The 18,396-nt window shown below is 71.5% G+C and carries 15 protein-coding genes and 2 pseudogenes; 10 read left to right on the top strand and 7 right to left on the bottom strand.

Annotated elements, in window-relative coordinates:
* Positions 1-70: 70 nt before the first annotated feature.
* Positions 71-1,225: pseudogene (locus tag ACWD11_RS03300) on the top strand (MFS transporter); the annotation flags it as partial.
* 80 nt (positions 1,226-1,305) lie between these two features.
* Here the strand turns inward: ACWD11_RS03300 and rarD are convergent.
* Positions 1,306-2,319 (bottom strand): EamA family transporter RarD, encoded by a 1,014-nt coding sequence (gene rarD, locus ACWD11_RS03295; protein WP_389415466.1) that lies wholly within the window; start codon positions 2,317-2,319, stop codon positions 1,306-1,308.
* Between the two features lie 116 nt (positions 2,320-2,435).
* Positions 2,436-3,290 carry an SDR family oxidoreductase gene (locus ACWD11_RS03290; protein ID WP_451280953.1) on the bottom strand — a complete coding sequence of 285 codons (855 nt, stop codon included), beginning with the start codon at positions 3,288-3,290 and terminating at the stop codon, positions 2,436-2,438.
* A 94-nt stretch (positions 3,291-3,384) separates the two neighbouring features.
* Here ACWD11_RS03290 and ACWD11_RS03285 point away from each other — a divergent pair, with 94 nt between their 5' ends.
* Entirely contained in the window at positions 3,385-3,783 is a 399-nt protein-coding gene (locus ACWD11_RS03285; protein WP_389415464.1) for a winged helix-turn-helix transcriptional regulator, read from the top strand.
* A gap of 108 nt (positions 3,784-3,891) precedes the next feature.
* Here ACWD11_RS03285 and ACWD11_RS03280 read toward each other — a convergent pair whose 3' ends face one another.
* The 5 genes from ACWD11_RS03280 to ACWD11_RS03260 form a co-directional block, all read right to left on the bottom strand.
* Positions 3,892-4,971, bottom strand: coding sequence for a 2-oxoacid:ferredoxin oxidoreductase subunit beta (locus tag ACWD11_RS03280; protein WP_451280951.1), 1,080 nt, complete (start codon positions 4,969-4,971; stop codon positions 3,892-3,894).
* A complete protein-coding gene (locus tag ACWD11_RS03275; RefSeq protein WP_389415462.1) occupies positions 4,964-6,892 on the bottom strand; it encodes a 2-oxoacid:acceptor oxidoreductase subunit alpha in 1,929 nt (642 codons plus the stop codon). Before ACWD11_RS03275 ends, ACWD11_RS03280 begins: the two co-directional genes overlap by 8 nt.
* Positions 6,893-7,040: 148 nt before the next feature.
* Complete coding sequence (locus ACWD11_RS03270; protein WP_389415645.1) at positions 7,041-7,700, bottom strand: LuxR C-terminal-related transcriptional regulator; 660 nt, start codon at positions 7,698-7,700, stop codon at positions 7,041-7,043.
* A gap of 236 nt (positions 7,701-7,936) precedes the next feature.
* Positions 7,937-9,274 (bottom strand): sensor histidine kinase, encoded by a 1,338-nt coding sequence (locus ACWD11_RS03265; protein ID WP_451281141.1) that lies wholly within the window; start codon positions 9,272-9,274, stop codon positions 7,937-7,939.
* 112 nt (positions 9,275-9,386) lie between these two features.
* Positions 9,387-10,595 carry a sensor histidine kinase gene (locus ACWD11_RS03260; protein ID WP_451280948.1) on the bottom strand — a complete coding sequence of 403 codons (1,209 nt, stop codon included), beginning with the start codon at positions 10,593-10,595 and terminating at the stop codon, positions 9,387-9,389.
* Between the two features lie 203 nt (positions 10,596-10,798).
* Here ACWD11_RS03260 and ACWD11_RS03255 point away from each other — a divergent pair, with 203 nt between their 5' ends.
* From ACWD11_RS03255 to ACWD11_RS03220, 8 genes and pseudogenes are all read left to right on the top strand, one after another.
* Entirely contained in the window at positions 10,799-11,218 is a 420-nt protein-coding gene (locus tag ACWD11_RS03255) for an NADH-quinone oxidoreductase subunit A (RefSeq protein ID WP_389415460.1), read from the top strand.
* A pseudogene (locus ACWD11_RS03250) lies at positions 11,209-11,788 on the top strand (NADH-quinone oxidoreductase subunit B); the annotation flags it as partial. The gene ACWD11_RS03255 and the pseudogene ACWD11_RS03250, both read left to right, overlap by 10 nt.
* A gap of 277 nt (positions 11,789-12,065) precedes the next feature.
* Positions 12,066-13,889, top strand: a complete 1,824-nt coding sequence (locus tag ACWD11_RS03245; RefSeq protein WP_451280946.1) for an NADH-quinone oxidoreductase subunit C — start codon at positions 12,066-12,068, stop codon at positions 13,887-13,889.
* Positions 13,886-14,854, top strand: coding sequence for a complex I subunit 1/NuoH family protein (locus ACWD11_RS03240; protein WP_389415458.1), 969 nt, complete (start codon positions 13,886-13,888; stop codon positions 14,852-14,854). Before ACWD11_RS03245 ends, ACWD11_RS03240 begins: the two co-directional genes overlap by 4 nt.
* The gene (locus ACWD11_RS03235) at positions 14,854-15,405 is read left to right on the top strand and encodes a NuoI/complex I 23 kDa subunit family protein (protein WP_389415457.1); all 552 of its coding nucleotides are present in this window, start codon (positions 14,854-14,856) and stop codon (positions 15,403-15,405) included. Before ACWD11_RS03240 ends, ACWD11_RS03235 begins: the two co-directional genes overlap by 1 nt.
* A complete protein-coding gene (locus ACWD11_RS03230) occupies positions 15,405-16,019 on the top strand; it encodes an NADH-quinone oxidoreductase subunit J family protein (protein ID WP_451280944.1) in 615 nt (204 codons plus the stop codon). Before ACWD11_RS03235 ends, ACWD11_RS03230 begins: the two co-directional genes overlap by 1 nt.
* Positions 16,019-16,399, top strand: coding sequence for an NADH-quinone oxidoreductase subunit NuoK (nuoK, locus tag ACWD11_RS03225; RefSeq protein WP_389415455.1), 381 nt, complete (start codon positions 16,019-16,021; stop codon positions 16,397-16,399). Before ACWD11_RS03230 ends, nuoK begins: the two co-directional genes overlap by 1 nt.
* The gene (locus ACWD11_RS03220) at positions 16,396-18,390 is read left to right on the top strand and encodes an NADH-quinone oxidoreductase subunit 5 family protein (protein ID WP_451280942.1); all 1,995 of its coding nucleotides are present in this window, start codon (positions 16,396-16,398) and stop codon (positions 18,388-18,390) included. Before nuoK ends, ACWD11_RS03220 begins: the two co-directional genes overlap by 4 nt.
* Positions 18,391-18,396: the final 6 nt, after the last annotated feature.

Genomic DNA, 18,396 nt, shown 5'->3' with positions numbered 1-18,396 from the left:
GGTGGGGGTGGTTACAAGAGGGAACCGACCCTCATTCGCGTAACTCCCCTCTCTTCCCTGGAGTGTTCCTATGGGCACCCGCGCCTGGGCGCTGCTGTTCGTCCTCTGCGGAACGATTTTCCTGGAGGGCATCGACGTCGCCATGATGGCCGTCGCGATCCCGTCGATCAGAGCCGATCTGGGGCTCACGACCGGCACCGCGGCCTGGGTCATGAGCGCCTACGTCCTCGGGTACGCCGGTTTCACCCTGCTCGGCGGCCGGGCCGCCGACCTGCTGGGCCGGCGCCGCATGTTCCTGCTCTGGCTCACCGTCTTCCTCTGCTTCTCCGGCCTCGGCGGTTTCGCCACCGAGGGCTGGATGCTGGTCCTCGCCCGCTTCGTCACCGGCGTCGCCGCCGCCTTCATGACCCCGGCCGCGCTCTCGCTGATCACCACCTCGTACGAGGAGGGCCCCCGGCGCAACAAGGCCCTGATGATCTTCGCCGGTACCGCCGCCGGAGGCTTCTCCTTCGGCCTGGTGGCCGGCGGACTGCTCACCGAGCTGGGCTGGCGGTGGGTCTTCTTCGCGCCGGTGCTGCTGAGCGCCGCCCTGCTGCTCGCGGCGGTGCGGCTGGTCCCCCGGCAGGACGGTCCGCGCGCCCGCGGACGGAGCTTCGACCTGCCCGGCGCGATCATCGCCGCCGGCGCCATGCTGCTGGCCGCCTACACCGTCGTACGCCTGGAACACGGTCTGCAAGACCTGCCCCTGACCTCGGCCGCGGCCCTCGCGGCGGTGCTGCTGGCCACCGCCTTCGTGGTCGTGGAGCGCCGCACCGCCGACCCGCTGGTCCGGCTGGGCATCCTGCGGGTGGGATCCGTCGTGCGCGCCGACCTCGGGGCGCTGCTCTTCGTCGGCGCCTTCTTCGGCTTCCAGTTCGTGGTGACGCTCTACCTCCAGGAACTGCGCGGCTGGTCCTCGCTGCAGACCGCGCTCGCCCTGGTGATCATGGGCTGCGACATGATCCTGGCGCCGACCCTGACGCCCTGGCTGGTCGCCCGGTACGGCAACACCCGCGTGATCGTCGGCGGCTTCGCGCTGGCCGTCGTCGCCTACGCGCTGTTCCTGCCGGTGGGCCCGGACTGGCCGTACGCCGCGATGCTGCCCACGCTGTTCGTCGCGGGCCTGGCGTTCGCGCTGGCCTACGGGCCGCTGACGATCGCGGCGACGGACGGGGTCGCCGAGCGGGAGCAGGGCCTGGCGAGCGGGCTGCTGACCACCGCCACCCAGTTCGGCTCGGCGATCGGCATCTCCGCGGTGACGGCCGTCTACGGCCTGGCGTCCACCGGACCGGGACCCGAGGAGACGCTGTCCGCGTTCCGTACGGCACTGGTGGTGCCGGTCGCGATGGTGGCGCTGGGGTTGCTGATATCGGCCTTCGGCGCCCGGGCGGACCGGCGCGCCGAGCGCCAGGCGTCGGCGGTCAGCAGGGTCAACGCCAGCCACACCAGCGCGAACCCGGCCCAGCGCTCGGCGGGCATGGCCTCGCGGAAGTAGAGGATGCCGAGCAGGAACTGGAAGACGGGCGCCAGGTACTGCAGCAGCCCCAGGGTGGACAGCGGCACGCGGATGGCCGCCGCGCCGAAGCAGACCAGCGGCAGCGCGGTGACCAGGCCGGTGGTCGCGAGGAGCGCCGCGTGTCCCGGGCCCTCGGAGGTGAACGTGGAGCCGCCGTCGGCCGACAGCCACACCAGAAAGGCCAGCGCCGGCAAGAACTGGATGGCGGTCTCGGCGGCCAGCGACTCCAGGCCGCCGAGGTTGACCTTCTTCTTCACCAGGCCGTAGGTGGCGAAGGAGAAGGCGAGGACGAGCGAGATCCACGGCGGGCGGCCGTAGCCGATGGTGAGCACCAGGACCGCGGCGAAGCCGATCCCGACCGCCGCCCACTGCACGGGACGCAGCCGCTCCTTCAGCAGCAGCACGCCCATCGCGATGGTGACCAGCGGGTTGATGAAGTAGCCGAGCGAGGCCTCGACGACCCGGTCGTTGTTCACGGCCCAGATGTAGACGCCCCAGTTGACGGCGATGACGGCCGAGGCGACGGCGATGAGCGCGAGCTTGCGCGGCTGGCGCAGCAGCTCACCGGCCCACTTCCAGCGCCGTATGACCAGCAGGGCCAGCGCCACCGCGACGAGGGACCACACCATCCGGTGGGCCAGCACCTCGACCGGCTCGGCGGGCTTGAGCAGCGGGAAGAACAGGGGGAACAGCCCCCACATCCCATAAGCCGCGAAGCCGTTCAGCAGGCCTATGTGCCGCTCGCCCTTCGGCTTCCCGCTCACGGGCCCTCCTTCTGGTCGTCCTCGCCCCGAAGAAGGTAGCGCCGATCACCCTCGCCTGTCATGCCCGTATCGCCATACGGTCATGACAGGCGAGGGTGCCCGGTCACCGGGGGGCGTCAGTCCTTGAGCGCGGCGGCGATGGCCTCGGAGAACGGCGTGGTCGGACGGCCGGTGAGCCGGGACAGGTCACCGGAGGAGACGACCAGTTCGCCCTTGGCTATGGCGGCGTCCACCCCGACGAGGATGTCGGCGAACGGCGCCGGCATCCCGGTGCCGCCGAGGATGCCCTTCAGCACCTCACCGGAGACGGTGTTGTAGGCGATCTCCCGGCCGGTCTGCCGGCTCAGCTCGGCCGCGTACTCGGCGAAGCTCCACGCCTCGTCGCCGCCCAGCTCGTACGTCGTGTTCTCGTGCCCCTCGCCGGTCAGTACGGCGACGGCGGCAGCGGCGTAGTCGGCGCGCGCGGCGGAGGAGACCCGGCCCTCGCCGGCGGCGGCCACGACGGCGCCGTGCTCCAGCACGGGGGCGAGGTTCTCGGTGTAGTTCTCGTGGTACCAGCCGTTGCGCAGCAGGACGTAGGGCACGCCCGAGCCGGTGAGCGCCTTCTCGGTGCCGCGGTGGTCGTCGGCGAGCGCGGCCGTCAGGCTCCCCGGGGCGCTGGTGTAGGCGAGCAGGGCGACACCGGCGGCCTTCGCGGCCTCGATGACGACCTGGTGCTGGGCGACCCGGCCCTTGTCGAACTCGTTGCCGGAGACCAGCAGCACCTTGTCGCCCGCGGCGAACAGGCCGTCGAAGGTCTCGGGCGCGTTGTAGTCGGCGACGGCGATCCGGACGCCCTTGGCCGCGAGGTCCGCCGCCTTCTCCGGGGTGCGCACGACGGCGGTGATCCGGGCGGCGGGCACCTTGTCGAGCAACTGCTCCACGACGTGGCGGCCCAGGTTTCCGGTGGCTCCGGTGACGACGATGCTCATGATGCGGGGCTCCTTGTGGGGTGGGTGATCTGTCGTCGACCCTAGAAGGAGCGCTAACTATTGGAAAGTACCCACTTTGAAGTAAGGTACGGGCATGACGGTAAGTGAGGGGGCGCGCCCAGGGCAGTCCGACGGTGAGGCGATGTGCCCGTACCGCCTGGTGCTGGAGCATGTGACGAGCCGCTGGGGCGTCCTGGTCCTGATCCATCTGCTGGACCGGCCCCACCGCTTCAGCGAACTGCGCCGGGCGATCGGAGAGGTCCGGCCGGTCAGCGAGAAGATGCTGACCCAGACCCTCCAGACCCTGGAACGCGACGGCATGATCCACCGCGACGCCCAGCCGGTGATCCCCCCGCGCGTCGACTACTCCCTGACCGGCCTGGGCCGCGAGGCGGCGGAACAGGTGCGGGGGCTCGCCGCGTGGACGGTGCGGCGGATGGGGGAGGTCAGCGCGGCCCGGGAGCGGTACGACGCGGAGAAGGGGAGGGGCTGAAGGGGCGGGACTGAAGGGGCGGGGTCGAAGATGCGCGGTTGCATCAGAGGGCCCGGGCACCCTGCGGTACCCGGGCCCTGCGCTCGGCGATCGGTTCGGCCGGGCCGGTCAGCCGACGACCGTCCAGGTGTCGCCGCCCGCCAGCAGCGCGGCCAGGTCGCCCTTGCCGTTCTGCTCGATGGCCGCGTCCAGCTGGTCGGTCATCTGCGTGTCGTAGACGGGCCGCTCGACGCTGCGGAACACACCGATCGGGGTGTGGTGGAGGGTGTCGGGGTCGGCGAGCCGGGAGAGGGCGAACGCCGTGGTCGGCGAGGCGCTGTGGGCGTCGTGGACCAGGATCTCCGCCTCGTTCTCCGGAGTCACGGTCACCACCCGCAGATCACCCGTCGCCCGGTCCCGGACCACGCCCCGCGCCCCGTCGGTGCCGAAACGGATCGGCTCGCCGTGTTCCAGGCGGATGACCGCCTCCTGTGCCTGCTGCTTGTCCTTCAGGGCGTCGAAGGCACCGTCGTTGAAGATGTTGCAGTTCTGGTAGATCTCCACCAGCGCGGTGCCCGGGTGGGCGGCCGCCTGGCGCAGCACCTCGGTGAGGTGCTTGCGGTCGGAGTCGACGGTCCGCGCCACGAAGGACGCCTCCGCGCCGATCGCCAGCGACACCGGGTTGAAGGGCGCGTCGAGCGACCCCATCGGCGTCGACTTGGTGATCTTCCCGACCTCGCTGGTCGGGCTGTACTGGCCCTTGGTCAGGCCGTAGATCCGGTTGTTGAACAGCAGGATCTTGAGGTTCACATTGCGCCGCAGGGCGTGGATCAGATGGTTGCCGCCGATGGACAGCGCGTCGCCGTCGCCGGTCACCACCCACACGCTCAGGTCCCGCCGACTGGCCGCGAGACCCGTCGCGATCGCGGGCGCGCGGCCGTGGATGGAGTGCATGCCGTACGTGTTCATGTAGTACGGGAAGCGCGAGGAGCAGCCGATCCCTGAGACGAACACGATGTTCTCCCGCGCCAGGCCCAGTTCAGGCATGAAGCCCTGCACCGCGGCCAGGATCGCGTAGTCACCGCACCCGGGGCACCAGCGCACCTCCTGATCGGACTTGAAGTCCTTCATGGACTGCCTGGCCTCGGCCTTGGGAACGAGCGAGAGTGCCTCGATCGTGCCCGTGCCTTCCCTGGACGTCTCAGCCATCGATGGCCTCCTTGAGAGCCGCTGCGAGCTGTTCGGCCTTGAACGGCATGCCGTTGACCTGGTTGTACGAGTGGGCGTCCACCAGGTACTTCGCCCGGATCAGCGTGGCGAGCTGACCGAGGTTCATCTCGGGGACGACGACGCGGTCGTACCGCCCCAGCACGTCACCGAGGTTCTTCGGGAAGGGGTTGAGGTGCCGCAGGTGCGCCTGCGCGATCCCGTGTCCGGCGGTGCGCAGTCGGCGGACGGCCGCGGTGATCGGGCCGTAGGTCGAACCCCAGCCCAGCACCAGGGTCCTGGCGTCGTGCGGATCGTCGACCTCGAGGTCGGGCACCTCGATGCCGTCGATCTTCGCCTGCCGGGTGCGGACCATGAAGTCGTGGTTGGCGGGGGCGTAGGAGATGTTGCCCGTGCCGTCCTCCTTCTCGATGCCGCCGATGCGGTGCTCCAGCCCCGGGGTGCCGGGGACGGCCCAGGGCCGGGCGAGGGTCTGGGGATCCCTCTTGTACGGCCAGAAGGCTTCCGAGCCGTCCTCCAGGGTGTGGTTCGGGCCCTGCGCGAACTGCACCCGCAGGTCCGGGAGTTCGTCCAGCTCCGGGATCCGCCAGGGCTCGCTGCCGTTGGCCAGGTAGCCGTCGGAGAGCAGGAAGACCGGCGTCCGGTACGTCAGCGCGATCCGTGCCGCCTCCAGCGCCGCGTCGAAACAGTCGGCGGCCGTGCACGGCGCGACGACCGGCACCGGCGCCTCACCGTTGCGCCCGAACATGGCCTGCAGCAGGTCCGCCTGCTCGGTCTTGGTCGGCAGACCGGTCGAGGGCCCGCCGCGCTGGATGTCCACCACCAGCAGCGGCAACTCCAGCGAGACGGCCAGCCCGATCGTCTCGCTCTTGAGCGCCACCCCGGGCCCGGAGGTCGTCGTCACCGCGAGCGAACCGCCGAAGGCCGCGCCCAGCGCCGCCCCGATCCCGGCGATCTCGTCCTCCGCCTGGAAGGTCCGCACACCGAAGTTCTTGTGCTTGCTCAGCTCGTGCAGGATGTCGGAGGCCGGGGTGATCGGGTACGAGCCCAGGAACAACGGCAGATCCGCCTGCCGGGAGGCCGCCACCAGGCCGTACGACAGGGCCAGGTTCCCGGAGATGTTCCGGTAGGTGCCGACGGGGAAGGTCTTGGCGGCCGGGGCGACCTCGTAGGAGACCGCGAAGTCCTCGGTCGTCTCGCCGAAATTCCATCCCGCTCTGAACGCCGCGATGTTCGCCGCCGCGATCTCCGGCTTCTTGGCGAACTTCGACTTCAGGAACTTCTCCGTGCCCTCGGTGGGCCGGTGGTACATCCATGACAAGAGGCCGAGCGCGAACATGTTCTTGCTGCGCTCGGCCTCCTTGCGGCTGAGGTCGAATTCCTTGAGGGCCTCCACCGTCAGCGTGGTCAGCGGCACCGGGTGCAGGTGGTAGGCGTCCAGCGAGCCGTCCTCCAGGGGTGAGCTGACGTAGCCCACCTTCTGCATGGCCCGTTTGGTGAACTCGTCCGTGTTCACGATGATCTCCGCGCCGCGCGGCAGATCCTGCACGTTCGCCGCCAGCGCCGCCGGGTTCATCGCGACCAGGACGTTCGGCGCGTCACCCGGCGTGAGGATGTCGTGGTCGGCGAAGTGCAGCTGGAAGGAGGAGACACCGGGGAGGGTGCCGGCGGGGGCGCGGATCTCGGCAGGGAAGTTCGGCAGCGTCGACAGGTCGTTGCCGAAGGACGCTGTCTCGGAGGTGAAGCGGTCACCGGTGAGCTGCATACCGTCACCCGAGTCTCCCGCGAACCGAATGATCACTCGGTCCAGCCGGCGGACGTCCTTCGCCGTCGCCGGTTTGCGCTGCTCTCCCAGAACTGCTTCGTCGGCCTGCTCCGCTGGGCTACTGACCTGGCTGGTCACTGAACTGGACCTCCCTCGAGGCGGCTGTCGGGGACAGGCCTTCCCGCGGGCCCTCCCCACAGGATCAACCCTACGTCCGTAAAGGTCGCCTTCCCCGGGCCATTCGCATGATGGACACGGTTTTGAGACGGTTCGCCACCCTGACTCGTCATGAGTTCAGATAGGTGAGTACCGCGAGAACGCGACGGTGATCCCCGTCGCTAGGGGACAGCCCCAGCTTCAGGAAGATATTGCTGACGTGCTTCTCCACGGCCCCGTCGCTGACCACCAGTTGGCGGGCGATGGCGGAGTTCGTCCGCCCCTCGGCCATCAGCCCCAGGACCTCCCGCTCCCGCGGGGTGAGCCCCGCGAGCACGTCCTGCTTCCGGCTGCGTCCGAGCAACTGCGCGACCACCTCCGGGTCGAGCGCCGTGCCGCCCTGAGCCACCCGCACCACCGCGTCCACGAACTCCCGCACCTCGGCGACCCGGTCCTTGAGCAGATAGCCGACCCCCCGGCTGGAGCCTGCCAGCAGTTCGGTGGCGTAGCGCTCCTCCACATACTGTGACAGCACGAGCACACCGAGTCCCGGATGCGCCTTGCGCAGCTGTACGGCGGCCCGCACGCCCTCGTCGGTGTGGGTGGGCGGCATCCGTACGTCCGCGACGACGACGTCCGGAAGTGTGCCCTGCGCGTCGAGCTCCGTGATGGTCTTGATCAGTGCTTCTCCGTCGCCCACGCCGGCGACGACCTCGTGCCCGCGGTCGGTCAGCAACCGGGTCAGGCCCTCTCTGAGCAGCACTGAGTCCTCTGCGATGACCACCCGCACCCTGTCCTCCACGACGTCCGGCCCCCCGAGCCTGTTGCGCGCCCGGCCGGCTGTCTCCGGCCCGGTCCCGCGGCTCCTCAGTATCGCGCGATCGGCCGGTCCTCACCGGGCCTGTGGATAACCCGGCCTGCCGTCTTCGGATCCGAGGGCCGGGAGGGGGCTGATTTCCGGCCTGGGCACACACAGAGGCGTCCGTCTCCGGCTGCCGGAGACGGACGTACTGAGCCGTTACGGCTCTACACCGCCCGCCAGGGCAGCTCCGCCGTGATCCGGGTGGGGCCGCCGACCGGGGAGTCCACGACCAGGATCCCGTCCACCGCGTCCAGACGTTCGGCGAGCCCGGCCAGACCCGACCCGGCGGAGGTGTCCGCGCCGCCCACGCCGTTGTCCACGACCTGGAGCATCAGCCGGTCCTCCACCCGCCAGACGTCCACCCCCGCCCAGGTGGCTCGCGCGTGCTTGCTGATGTTCTGGAGCAGTTCCGAGACGGTGAAGTAGGCGATGCCCTCGATCGCCGGCACCGGCCGCGCGGTCAGGTCGACCTGGACCTCGACCGGGACGGTGCAGCGGGAGGCGACCGAGGAGAGCGCGGCGTCCAGACCCCGGTCGGTCAGTACGGCCGGGTGGATGCCGCGGGCCAGGTCGCGCAGTTCCTGGAGCGCCGTCTTCACCTCGCCGTGGGCCTCCTCCACCATGCGGGCCGCGGCCTGCGGGTCCTCCGTCAGCTTCTCCTTCGCCAGCCCCAGGTCCATGGCCAGCGCCACCAGCCGGGCCTGCGCGCCGTCGTGCAGATCGCGCTCGATGCGCCGCAGGTCAGCGGCGGCCGTGTCGACCACGACCCCGCGGCCCGACTCCAGCTCCACCACGCGCGTGGCCAGCCGCGTCGGCCCGAGCAGCCCGTGCACCAGCAGCCGGTCCACCATCGTCAGCGCCCGCACGATCCACGGCGTCGCCAGCGTGAAGAGCAGCCCCACCAGCGCCGTCACGGTGATCTCGAACGCGTTGTCGAGGTAGATGCGGTGCGTCTCGTCGCCGTAGAGCTGGATACCGCCCTGGCCGCCGTAGAGCGGGAACAGCCAGAACCACAGCGGATACGTCAGCAGGCTCCAGCCGATGGCCCAGAAGTTCACCGCGACCACGAAGGAGAAGACCGCCCACGGCAGATGCAGCACCGCGTACAGCAGCGAGCGCCAGGAGGCGCCGCTCTTCAGGACGGCGCCCATCCACGCCATGAAGCCCTGCTTGCGCATCCGCAGCGGCTCCGGGTCCGCGACCTCCAGATCGAGCAGCCCACGCGCGCGTGCCCGCTCCATCGCCCCGAACCCCCGGCAACCGGCCAGGCCCGCCGCCAGCACCGGGATCCCCAGGAACGTCACCAGCAGGCCCGCCCCCAGCGACACCATGGTGACCGCGTAGGTGAAGAGCAGGATGCTGATCGGCAGGCTCAGCAGGACGTAACCGAGTTCGCGCCAGTGCCGCGCCTCGAACGGCGCCCGCAGCCCGGCGGGCAGCCGATGAGCGCGCTCACTGTCGGGGAAACCGAGCCCGTAACCCTGTCCGTACTCCGTGGCCATCGACGTCGTCCGTTTCTGCTCGTGCGGCTGGGTCTTCGCGATACCTCCACCCTCCTCGGGCGCAGGTCGGCGGGCCATGGAGTCCGTCGGCGTCTTGGGCGGGGGGTTTTCCCTACCCCTGCTCCGGCTCCCGGTCGCGCCAGGGCAGCTCGGCGGTGACCGTGGTGGGGCCGCCCGGCGGGGAGTCGATGACGAACAGCCCGTCCACGGCGCCGAGCCGGTCGGCGAGCCCGCGCATCCCCGTACCGCCGTCCAGCCGCGCGCCCCCGTGCCCGTCGTCCCACACCTGCAGCAGCAGCCGGTCGTCCGTCCGCCACACCTCGACCGAGGCGGTCCGGGCCCCGCTGTGCTTGCTGACGTTCTGCAGCAGCTCCGAGACGGTGAAGTAGGCGATGCCCTCGATGGCCGCGGCCGGCCGCCCGTCCAGATCGACCGTCACCTTCACCGGCACCGTGCACCGCGTGGCCACCGACGACAGCGCCGCGTCCAGGCCCCGGTCGGTCAGCACCGCCGGATGGATCCCGCGCGCGAGATCCCGCAGCTCCTGGAGGGCGAGCTTCACCTCACCGTGCGCCTCCGCGATCATCGAGGCGGCGAAGTCCGGGTCCTCCAGCAGCTTCTCCTTGGCCAGACCGAGCCCCATCGCCAGATTGACCAGCCGGGCCTGCGCGCCGTCGTGCAGATCCCGCTCGATACGCCGCAGATCGGCGGCGGCCGTGTCCACCACCACCCCCCGGTCGGACTCCAGCTCGGCGATCCGCCGCTCCAGCTCGTCCGAGGGCGACAGCAGCCCCCGCACCATCGCCCGGTCCGCGTTCGCCAGGCCCCGCGCGATGAACGGCAGCACCGGCCACAGCACGAACAGCGAGGCCAGCGTGATGGCGAAGGTGAGCACACCCCAGGGCAGCCGGATGAAGTCGTACAGCACCGTCCGCCAGCCCACCGGGTCCTTCAGCATCAGCCACAGCTGCGCGAAGAACCCGTTCCGGCTGCCGCGCAGCCGGATCGGGCTCGGCTCGTCCACCCGCACCCCGAGCAGCGCGCGGGCCCGCGCCCGCTCCAGCTTGCCCAGCTGCCGGGCGCCCATCAGCCCCGCCGCCAGCAGCGGGAAGCCGACCACGGTGACCGTCAGCCCGGCCCCGGTGAACAGCATCGTCACGACATAGACGAACCCCAGCAGCGACATCGGGAGGTTCGCCAGCAGATGCGCGATCTCTTTCCAGGTGTGCCGGTCGTAGGCGAAACGGGCCGGCGGCAGCCGGTCGCCGTCGGCCGGTTCGGCACGGCGGGCGCGGTCGGAGGACGGGTGGCGTTCGGTCATATGGGCTAGCGTGCCGGTCGAGCGGCACTCGCGCCATGAGGCGGACCGCCGCCCTCCCCGGGGGAAAACCCCACCCGCGCCCCCGAAGCCGTGACAGGCTGCTTACGCTCGCTTTAGCAGGGCCTAGACTCCCGTGCGTAAAGATCGTCGAACTAGATCGTCGAACGGCTGTGTTCACTGAGGTCAGGGAGCGAGGGACGGACGTGCCGGAACCGACCGTCGTCGTCGCGGCGGACAAGGGTGTCGTCGTCTCGGCGGAGTACTTCCAGTCCTACTCGGTCGTCGGACTGCTCGCCCTGGTCGGCGTGCTGTTCGTCGCGGTCGCCTTCGGCGCCGGGCGCCTGCTGCGGCCCGTGGTGCCGACGCCCGAGAAACTGATGACGTACGAGTGCGGCGTCGACCCCGTCGGCGAGGGCTGGGCCCACACCCAGGTCCGCTATTACGTCTACGCCTTCCTGTACGTGATCTTCGCTGTCGACTCGATTTTTCTCTTCCCCTGGGCGACGGTCTTCGCCGCCCCCGGCTACGGCGCCACCACCCTCGTCGAGATGTTCATCTTCCTCGGCTTCCTGACCGTGGGTCTGCTGTACGCATACAAGAAGGGCGTCCTGACATGGACGTGACTCCCTCTTCTTCCGAGCCCGTGCCGCTGCCGGAGCCGAAGCGGCTGGGCGCGCTCGCCCGGCTGGCCCCCGAGCCGATGAAGGTGGTCCTCAACTGGGGCCGCCGCTACTCGCTCTGGGTCTTCAACTTCGGCCTCGCCTGCTGCGCGATCGAGTTCATCGCGGCGTCGATGGCCCGCCACGACTTCATCCGCCTCGGCGTGATCCCCTTCGCACCGGGCCCGCGCCAGGCCGACCTGATGGTCGTCTCCGGCACGGTCACCGACAAGATGGCTCCCGCGGTGAAGCGCCTGTACGAGCAGATGCCCGAGCCGAAGTACGTCATCTCCTTCGGCGCGTGCAGCAACTGCGGCGGCCCGTACTGGGACTCGTACGCGGTGACCAAGGGCGTCGACCAGATCATCCCGGTGGACGTCTACGTACCCGGCTGCCCGCCCCGCCCCGAGGCGCTGCTCCAGGGCATCCTGAAACTCCAGGAGAAGATCGCCCGGGAATCGCTGGGGGAGCGGTACGGGGTGGCACGTCCTTCGGCGGCGGCTTTGCAGAGTGGGTTGGTAAAGGGGCCGGAGTCGGGGGGCGCCGGGTCGGGTGCGGCGACGGCTGTGGCTCCGGGTGCGGCGGCTTCTGCGACAGGGTCGGTGGAGTCGGCGGGAGCTGGTTCTCAATCGGTCAACGGATCGGCGGGGGGCGCTGGTTCCCGGTCGGCGGCAGATTCTGGAACGGGGGCCGGATCGGCCAACGGGTCGGGGTCTGGATCTGGGTCTGATCCGGTGTCCGGGGCGGGTTCGGCTTCTGAGCCCGGTCCGGCGTCCGGGTCCGGTTCGGCTTCGGACGCGGGGGAGGAGAGATGAGCACGGTCGGCTGGCTGCCCGCCCCCGTCGAAGAGCTCTTCGGCGCGGAGGCCACCGCCGAGGAGTCCTACGACGTCCTGACCGTCGACGTGCCGTCGGCGTCCTGGACCTCCGCGCTTCGTACGGCGCGTGACGAACTGGGCTGCACGTACTTCGACTGGCTGAGCGCGGTCGACGAACCCGGCACGGGCTTCCGGGTCGCCGCCCATGTGGCCGCCCTGGCCCCGGTACGCCGGCTGCTGGTGCGCACGACCGTGCCGCACGAGGCTCCGGCCCTGGAGTCCGCGATCACGGTCTACGCGGGCGCGGCCTGGCACGAACGCGAGACGCACGAGATGTTCGGCGTCACCTTCGAAGGCCACCCGGCGCTGGACCACCTCCTCCTGCCGGAGACCTTCGAGGGCCACCCCCTGCGCAAGGACTTCGTCCTGGCCGCCCGCGTCGCCAAGGCCTGGCCCGGCGCGAAGGAACCGGGGGAGTCCGAGCACGGCGGCCCCAAGCGCCGCCAGATGCTTCCGCCCGGCGTCCCCGACCCGAACGAGTGGGGCCCGCTCAAGGGCCAGCTCCCGCCTGCCCCGGCCCGCCCGGCGCGGGGTGCGGGCCGCGCGGCGGGCGAACGTCCGGCCCGCGCGGCGGGTGCGGGTGCTGCGGCTGGGGCTGCGGGAGACCGTCCCGTACGCCGTGCCCGGTCGGCCTCGGAAGGCTCGGCGAGCCAGGCCGCGGCGGCCGGTACGGCGGCGCCTTCGGCGGAGGGCGCCCCCGCGGCGACCCCGCCCCGCCGCTCCCGCGGCGCGAGCGAGGGCAGCGCGAGCCAGCAGGCGGGTACGGAGGCGGCAGGCCGCGAGGGTGCGGGTGACACCACCGGCGCCCCCACCTCCCGCCGCTCCCGCGGCGTGAACGAGGGCTCCGCGAGCCAGCGCACCCAGCCCCCGGCGGCCGAGGACACCCAGCCCGCGGCCCCCCGCAGCGCGGACGCCCCCTGGCACCACGCCCGCCCAGCCTTCGAGGAACCGTCCAAGAAGGACCCGAAGCCGACGAACGAGCCGACCCCGCCGGCACCCGAGAACACCGCCACCCCCCGCCAAGCAGCGCCGCCAGCCGCGGCCAAGTCCTCGCCCGAGGCTGCGCCCAAGTCCTCGCCGGAAGCTGCGACCGAGGCCGCGCCGGAGGCTGCGCCCGAGTCTTCGCCCAAGGCCGCGCCGGAGCCTGCCACCGGGCCCGCGCGGGAAGCCGCGACCGAGGCTGCGCCGGAGGCTGCGACCGGGCGGCCTTCTCTGGAGGCTGCGCCCGAGGCCGCGCCGGAGCCTGCCCCGCAGGCCGCCCCCGAGTCCTCGCCCGAAGCCGCGCCGGAGCCTGCCACCGGGCCCACGCGGGAAGCTGCGACCGAGGCCGCGCCGGAGGCTGCGACCGGGCCTTCTCCGGAAGCTGCGCCAGAGTCTTCGCCCGAGGCCGCGCCGGAGCCTGCCCCGCAGGCCGCGCCCGAGTCCTCGCCCGAAGCCGCGCCGGAGCCTGCTGCTGGGCCCGCGCGAGAAGCCGCGACCGACTCCTCACCCGAAGCCGCGCCGGAGGCCGCAACCCGGCCCTCCCCGGAAGCCGCCCCCGAAGCCGCGCCCGAGCCCTCCCCGGAAGCCGCGCCCAAGGACCCGGCCAAGGAATGCACCGGCGCCCCCGCCGAGGAGCGCACCGGCGCCCCCACCGTCGACCACCCCGGCGCCCCCGCCGAGGAACGCCCCGGCGCCCCCACCGACGACGACCACCCCCACGCCCCCGCCCAACCCCCCGCCGAAGACCCCAAGCACCCCTCAGGAGGCCCGCAGTGAACGACGTGCTCGACGTCACCCTGCGACTCCTCGTCGTCTTCGTCGTCTTCCTCACCTTCCCCCTGCTGATCGGCCAGACCGAGCACAAGGTGATGGCCCACATGCAGGGCCGCCTCGGCCCCATGTACGCCGGCGGCTTCCACGGCTGGGCCCAGCTCGTCGCCGACGGAGTGAAGTTCGCGCAGAAGGAGGACGTGGTCCCGGCCGGCGCGGACCGCCGCATCTTCCAGCTCGCCCCCGCCGTAGCCCTCCTGCCGTACCTCCTCGTCCTGCTGGCGATCCCGATCGGCCCCGGCGAAGGGGCCGTCGGCGAGGTCATCGACGCGGGCGTCTTCTTCGTACTCGCCGTGATGGGCGTGGGCGTCCTCGGCGCGCTGATGGCCGGCTGGGCCTCCGCCAACAAGTTCTCCCTGCTCGGAGGGTTGCGCACCGCCGCCCAGCTCCTCGCCTACGAACTCCCCATGCTCCTCGCCGCCGCCTCCGTAGCGATGGCGGCCGGCACGGTCTCCCTGCCCGGCATCCTCCACGCCTTCGAGTGGTGGTGGCTGCCCTGGCAGATCGTCGGCGCGATCGTCTTCTTCGTCGCGGGCCTCGCCGAACTCCAGCGCCCGCCCTTCGACATGCCGGTCGCCGACTCCGAGATCATCTTCGGCGCGTACACCGAGTACACGGGCCTGCGTTTCGCCCTGTTCCTGCTCGCCGAGTACGCCGGAATCGTCGTCCTGTGCGGCCTGACCACCGTCCTCTTCCTCGGCGGCTGGCACGGCCCCTGGGGCGAGGACGGGCTCGGCTGGGTCTGGACCCTGCTGAAGACCGCCCTCCTCGCCTTCGTCGTGATCTGGCTGCGCGTCACCTACCCACGACTGCGCGAGGACCAGCTCCAGAAGCTCTCCTGGACCCTCCTCGTCCCCCTCGCCCTCGCCCAGATCGCCCTCACCGGCGTCGTCAAGGTGGTGATCGAGTAATGGCCCCCATCCCCGGCTCCGGCCTCGCCAAGGGCCTGGCCGTCACCCTGCGCACGATGACGAAGAAGTCCGTCACCGCGCAGTACCCGGACGCCCAGCCCCACCTCCCGCCCCGCACCCGCGGCGTGATCGGTCTGTTCGAGGAGAACTGCACGGTCTGCATGCTCTGCGCCCGTGAGTGCCCCGACTGGTGCATCTACATCGACTCCCACAAGGAGACGGTCCCGGCGGCGGCCCCCGGCGGCCGCGAACGCAGCCGCAACGTCCTCGACCGCTTCGCCATCGACTTCTCCCTGTGCATGTACTGCGGTATCTGCATCGAGGTCTGTCCTTTCGACGCCCTGTTCTGGTCCCCGGAGTTCGAGTACGCCGAGACCGACATCCGCGACCTCACCCACGAGCGCGACAAGCTCCGCGAGTGGATGTGGACCGTGCCGGCCCCGCCCGCCCTCGACCCCGGCGCGGAGGAGCCCAAGGAGATCGCCGCGGCCCGCAAGACCGCGGAGAAACTCGCCGCCGCCCAGGCCGAACCTCAGGAGGGACAGCCGTGATGCTCGCCGCTGATACGCACGGCTTCCTCTCCCCGACCGGCGTGGAGATCACCTTCCTCCTCGTCGGCCTGGTCACCTTCGGCGCGGCCCTGGTCACCGTCACCACCCGGCAACTGGTGCACGCCGCCCTCTGGCTCGTGGTCACCCTCGGCGGCCTCGCCGTCGAGTACCTCCTGCTCACCGCCGAGTTCATCGCCTGGGTGCAGGTCCTCATCTACGTCGGTTCCGTGGTCGTCCTCCTGCTGTTCGGTCTGATGCTCACCCGCGCCCCCATCGGCCGCTCCCCGGACGCCGACTCCGGCAACCGCTGGGTGGCCCTGGGTGTGGCGCTCACCGCCGCGACCGCCCTGATCTGGGTGGTCGTCGACGCCTTCCGCACCACCTGGATCGATCTCGACGGCGCCCCCGCCGGCTCCACCGAGGTCACCGGCAAGGCCCTCTTCCAGAACTGGGTCCTCCCCTTCGAGGCCCTCTCCGTCCTCCTCCTCGCCGCCCTGGTCGGCGCGATCGTCCTGTCCCGCAAGGCGAAGGCCGACGCCCCGCCCACGGCCGGCGGCGGCGCCGGACCGGACGGCGGGGGAGCCGCCCAGGCCGACAAGGAAGGCGCCCGCTGATGCACCTCGCCTATCCCGCCGTGCTCTCCGCCCTCCTGTTCTGCACCGGCCTGTACGGCGTGCTGGCCCGTCGCAACGCGATCCTGGTCCTGATGTCCGTCGAGCTGATGCTCAACGCCGTCAACCTCAACCTGGTCGCCTTCGACGTCTGGCTCAGCCGGGCCGCCGAGGAGACCCTGCACTCCGGCCAGGCCCTGACCCTGTTCACCATCGCCATCGCCGCCGCCGAGATCGGCATCGGCCTGGCGATCGTCCTCGCCGTCCACCGCAACCGCGGCACCGCGGACATCGACAGGCTCCGCGACACCGCCGAGGGCCACGAGAGCGAAACCCCGGACGTCCAGGCCCCCGTCGAGGAGAAGGCTGAGGCCACCGCGTGACCACGACCACCCTCGCCGTCCTCGTCCCCCTCCTTCCGTTCCTGGGCGCGGCCGTCGGCCTGCTCCTCGGCCGCACGGCCCCCGGCTACGTCCGCCCGCTCGCCGTCCTGCCGGTGCTCACCTCCCTCGTGCTCGCCGTCTGGGTCGCCGTCGACCAGGGCGGCGGCCAGGCCCTGAACGCCGCCACCGAACTGACGCCCACCGGCTCGGTCCCGATCGACCTCGCCCTGCACATCGACGGGTTCGCCGCCCTGGTCGCCGTGCTGGTCGCGCTCGTCGCCTCCTGCGTGCAGATCTACTCGACCGGCTACCTGAGCGACGACCCGCGCTATCCCTCGTACGCCGCCCTCGTCTCCCTGTTCACCTCCGCGATGCTGCTCGTCGTCTACTCCGGCGACCTGATGGTGCTGCTGGTCGGCTGGGAGATCATGGGCATCTGCTCGTACTTCCTGGTCGGCCACTACTGGGAGACCCCGGAGGCCCGCGCCGCCTCCCTCAAGGCCTTCCTGGTGACCAAGCTCGGTGACGTCCCCTTCCTCATCGGTCTGTTCGCCCTGGCCACCGATGCCGGGTCCTTCCGCATCACGGAGATCCTCGGCACCGTCGCGAGCGGCGGCCTCGACCACCCCACGCTGATCGCCGTACTGCTCCTCGCGGGCGTGGCCGGCAAGTCGGCGCAGTTCCCGCTGCACACCTGGCTCCCCGACGCGATGGCGGGCCCGACCCCCGTCTCCGCGCTGATCCACGCCGCGACGATGGTCGCCGCCGGTGTCTACTTCGTGGCCCGTCTCCTCCCGGTCTTCGAGGCCTCCCAGGCCGCGATGGTCCTCCTGGCCGTCATGGCCGCCGTGACGATGGCCGGCTCGGCCCTGTGCGCGCTCGCCCAGGACGACATCAAGCGCGTCCTCGCCTACTCGACGATCGGCCAGCTCGGCTACATGACCGGCGCCCTCGCCGTCGCCGACCGCGGTGCCGCCGTCTTCCACCTCCTGTCGCACGGCGCCTTCAAGGCGCTGCTGTTCCTCGCGGCCGGCGTGATCATCCACGCCGCCGGCACCAACTCGCTGGCCGCCATGTCCCGCATGCGGAACCTGCGCGCCCGGGTCCCGGACGCCTACTGGACGATGACCGTGGCGCTCCTGGCGCTCGCCGCGATCCCGCCGTTCAGCGGCTTCTTCTCCAAGGAGTCCGTCCTCGGCGCCGCCGAGCACGTCTCCACCGGCCACACCGAGCACGCCCCCGGCGCCGCGGGCTGGATCGTCCTGGTCGCCGCCCTGCTCACGGCCCTGCTCACCGCCGCGTACGCGACCCGCCTGTGGCTGCTGGCCTTCCGCGGCCACGGAGCCGAGGCCCCCGACCACGGACGGCAGCCGCTCACCATGACCTCGGTGCTGTGGGTGCTGGCCGTGCCGTCGCTGGCCTTCGGCGCCTTCGCCTACGGAACGCTGCCCGACTGGTTCGACGGCCGTGACCTCGCCCCGACCCTGACCACCTCGGTCCTCGGCACCGGCGTGGCCCTGGTCGGCGGCATCGTCACCTACGCGGCCTGGCGGCACACCACCGCGCTCGCGGGCCGCGTCCCGCTGGGCGCGGTCGCCGCCCACCCCGAGGGCGACGCCGCACAGGTCGAGGCCGAGGCCATCGCCAGCCACGCGGCCGCCTACGGAGACGTGGCCTCGGCGTCCGACCCGGCGGATCCGGGCCGTCTCCTGCTCGGCCCGCTGCACCGCCACGCGGCCGTCGGCTTCCACCTGGACGCCGTGTACGCGACCCTCTTCGTCCGCCCGGTCCAGGCCGGCGCGAGTCTCGTCCGGTTCCTCGACCGCGAGGTCGTCGACACCTACGTCCGCGGGGCGGGCGCTGTGCCCCGCTGGCTCGGCATCGCCGTACGGCGTGCCCAGACCGGCAATGTGCAGACCTATGTGAGCGCGCTGCTCGCCGGAACCGTCGTCCTGGCGGTCGCCGCCGTCCTCGTCGCCACGGGAGCGTGAGCAGGC

Source organism: Streptomyces sp. NPDC002776 (genome assembly GCF_053592195.1).
This window is presented reverse-complemented; position numbering and strand designations above follow the sequence as displayed.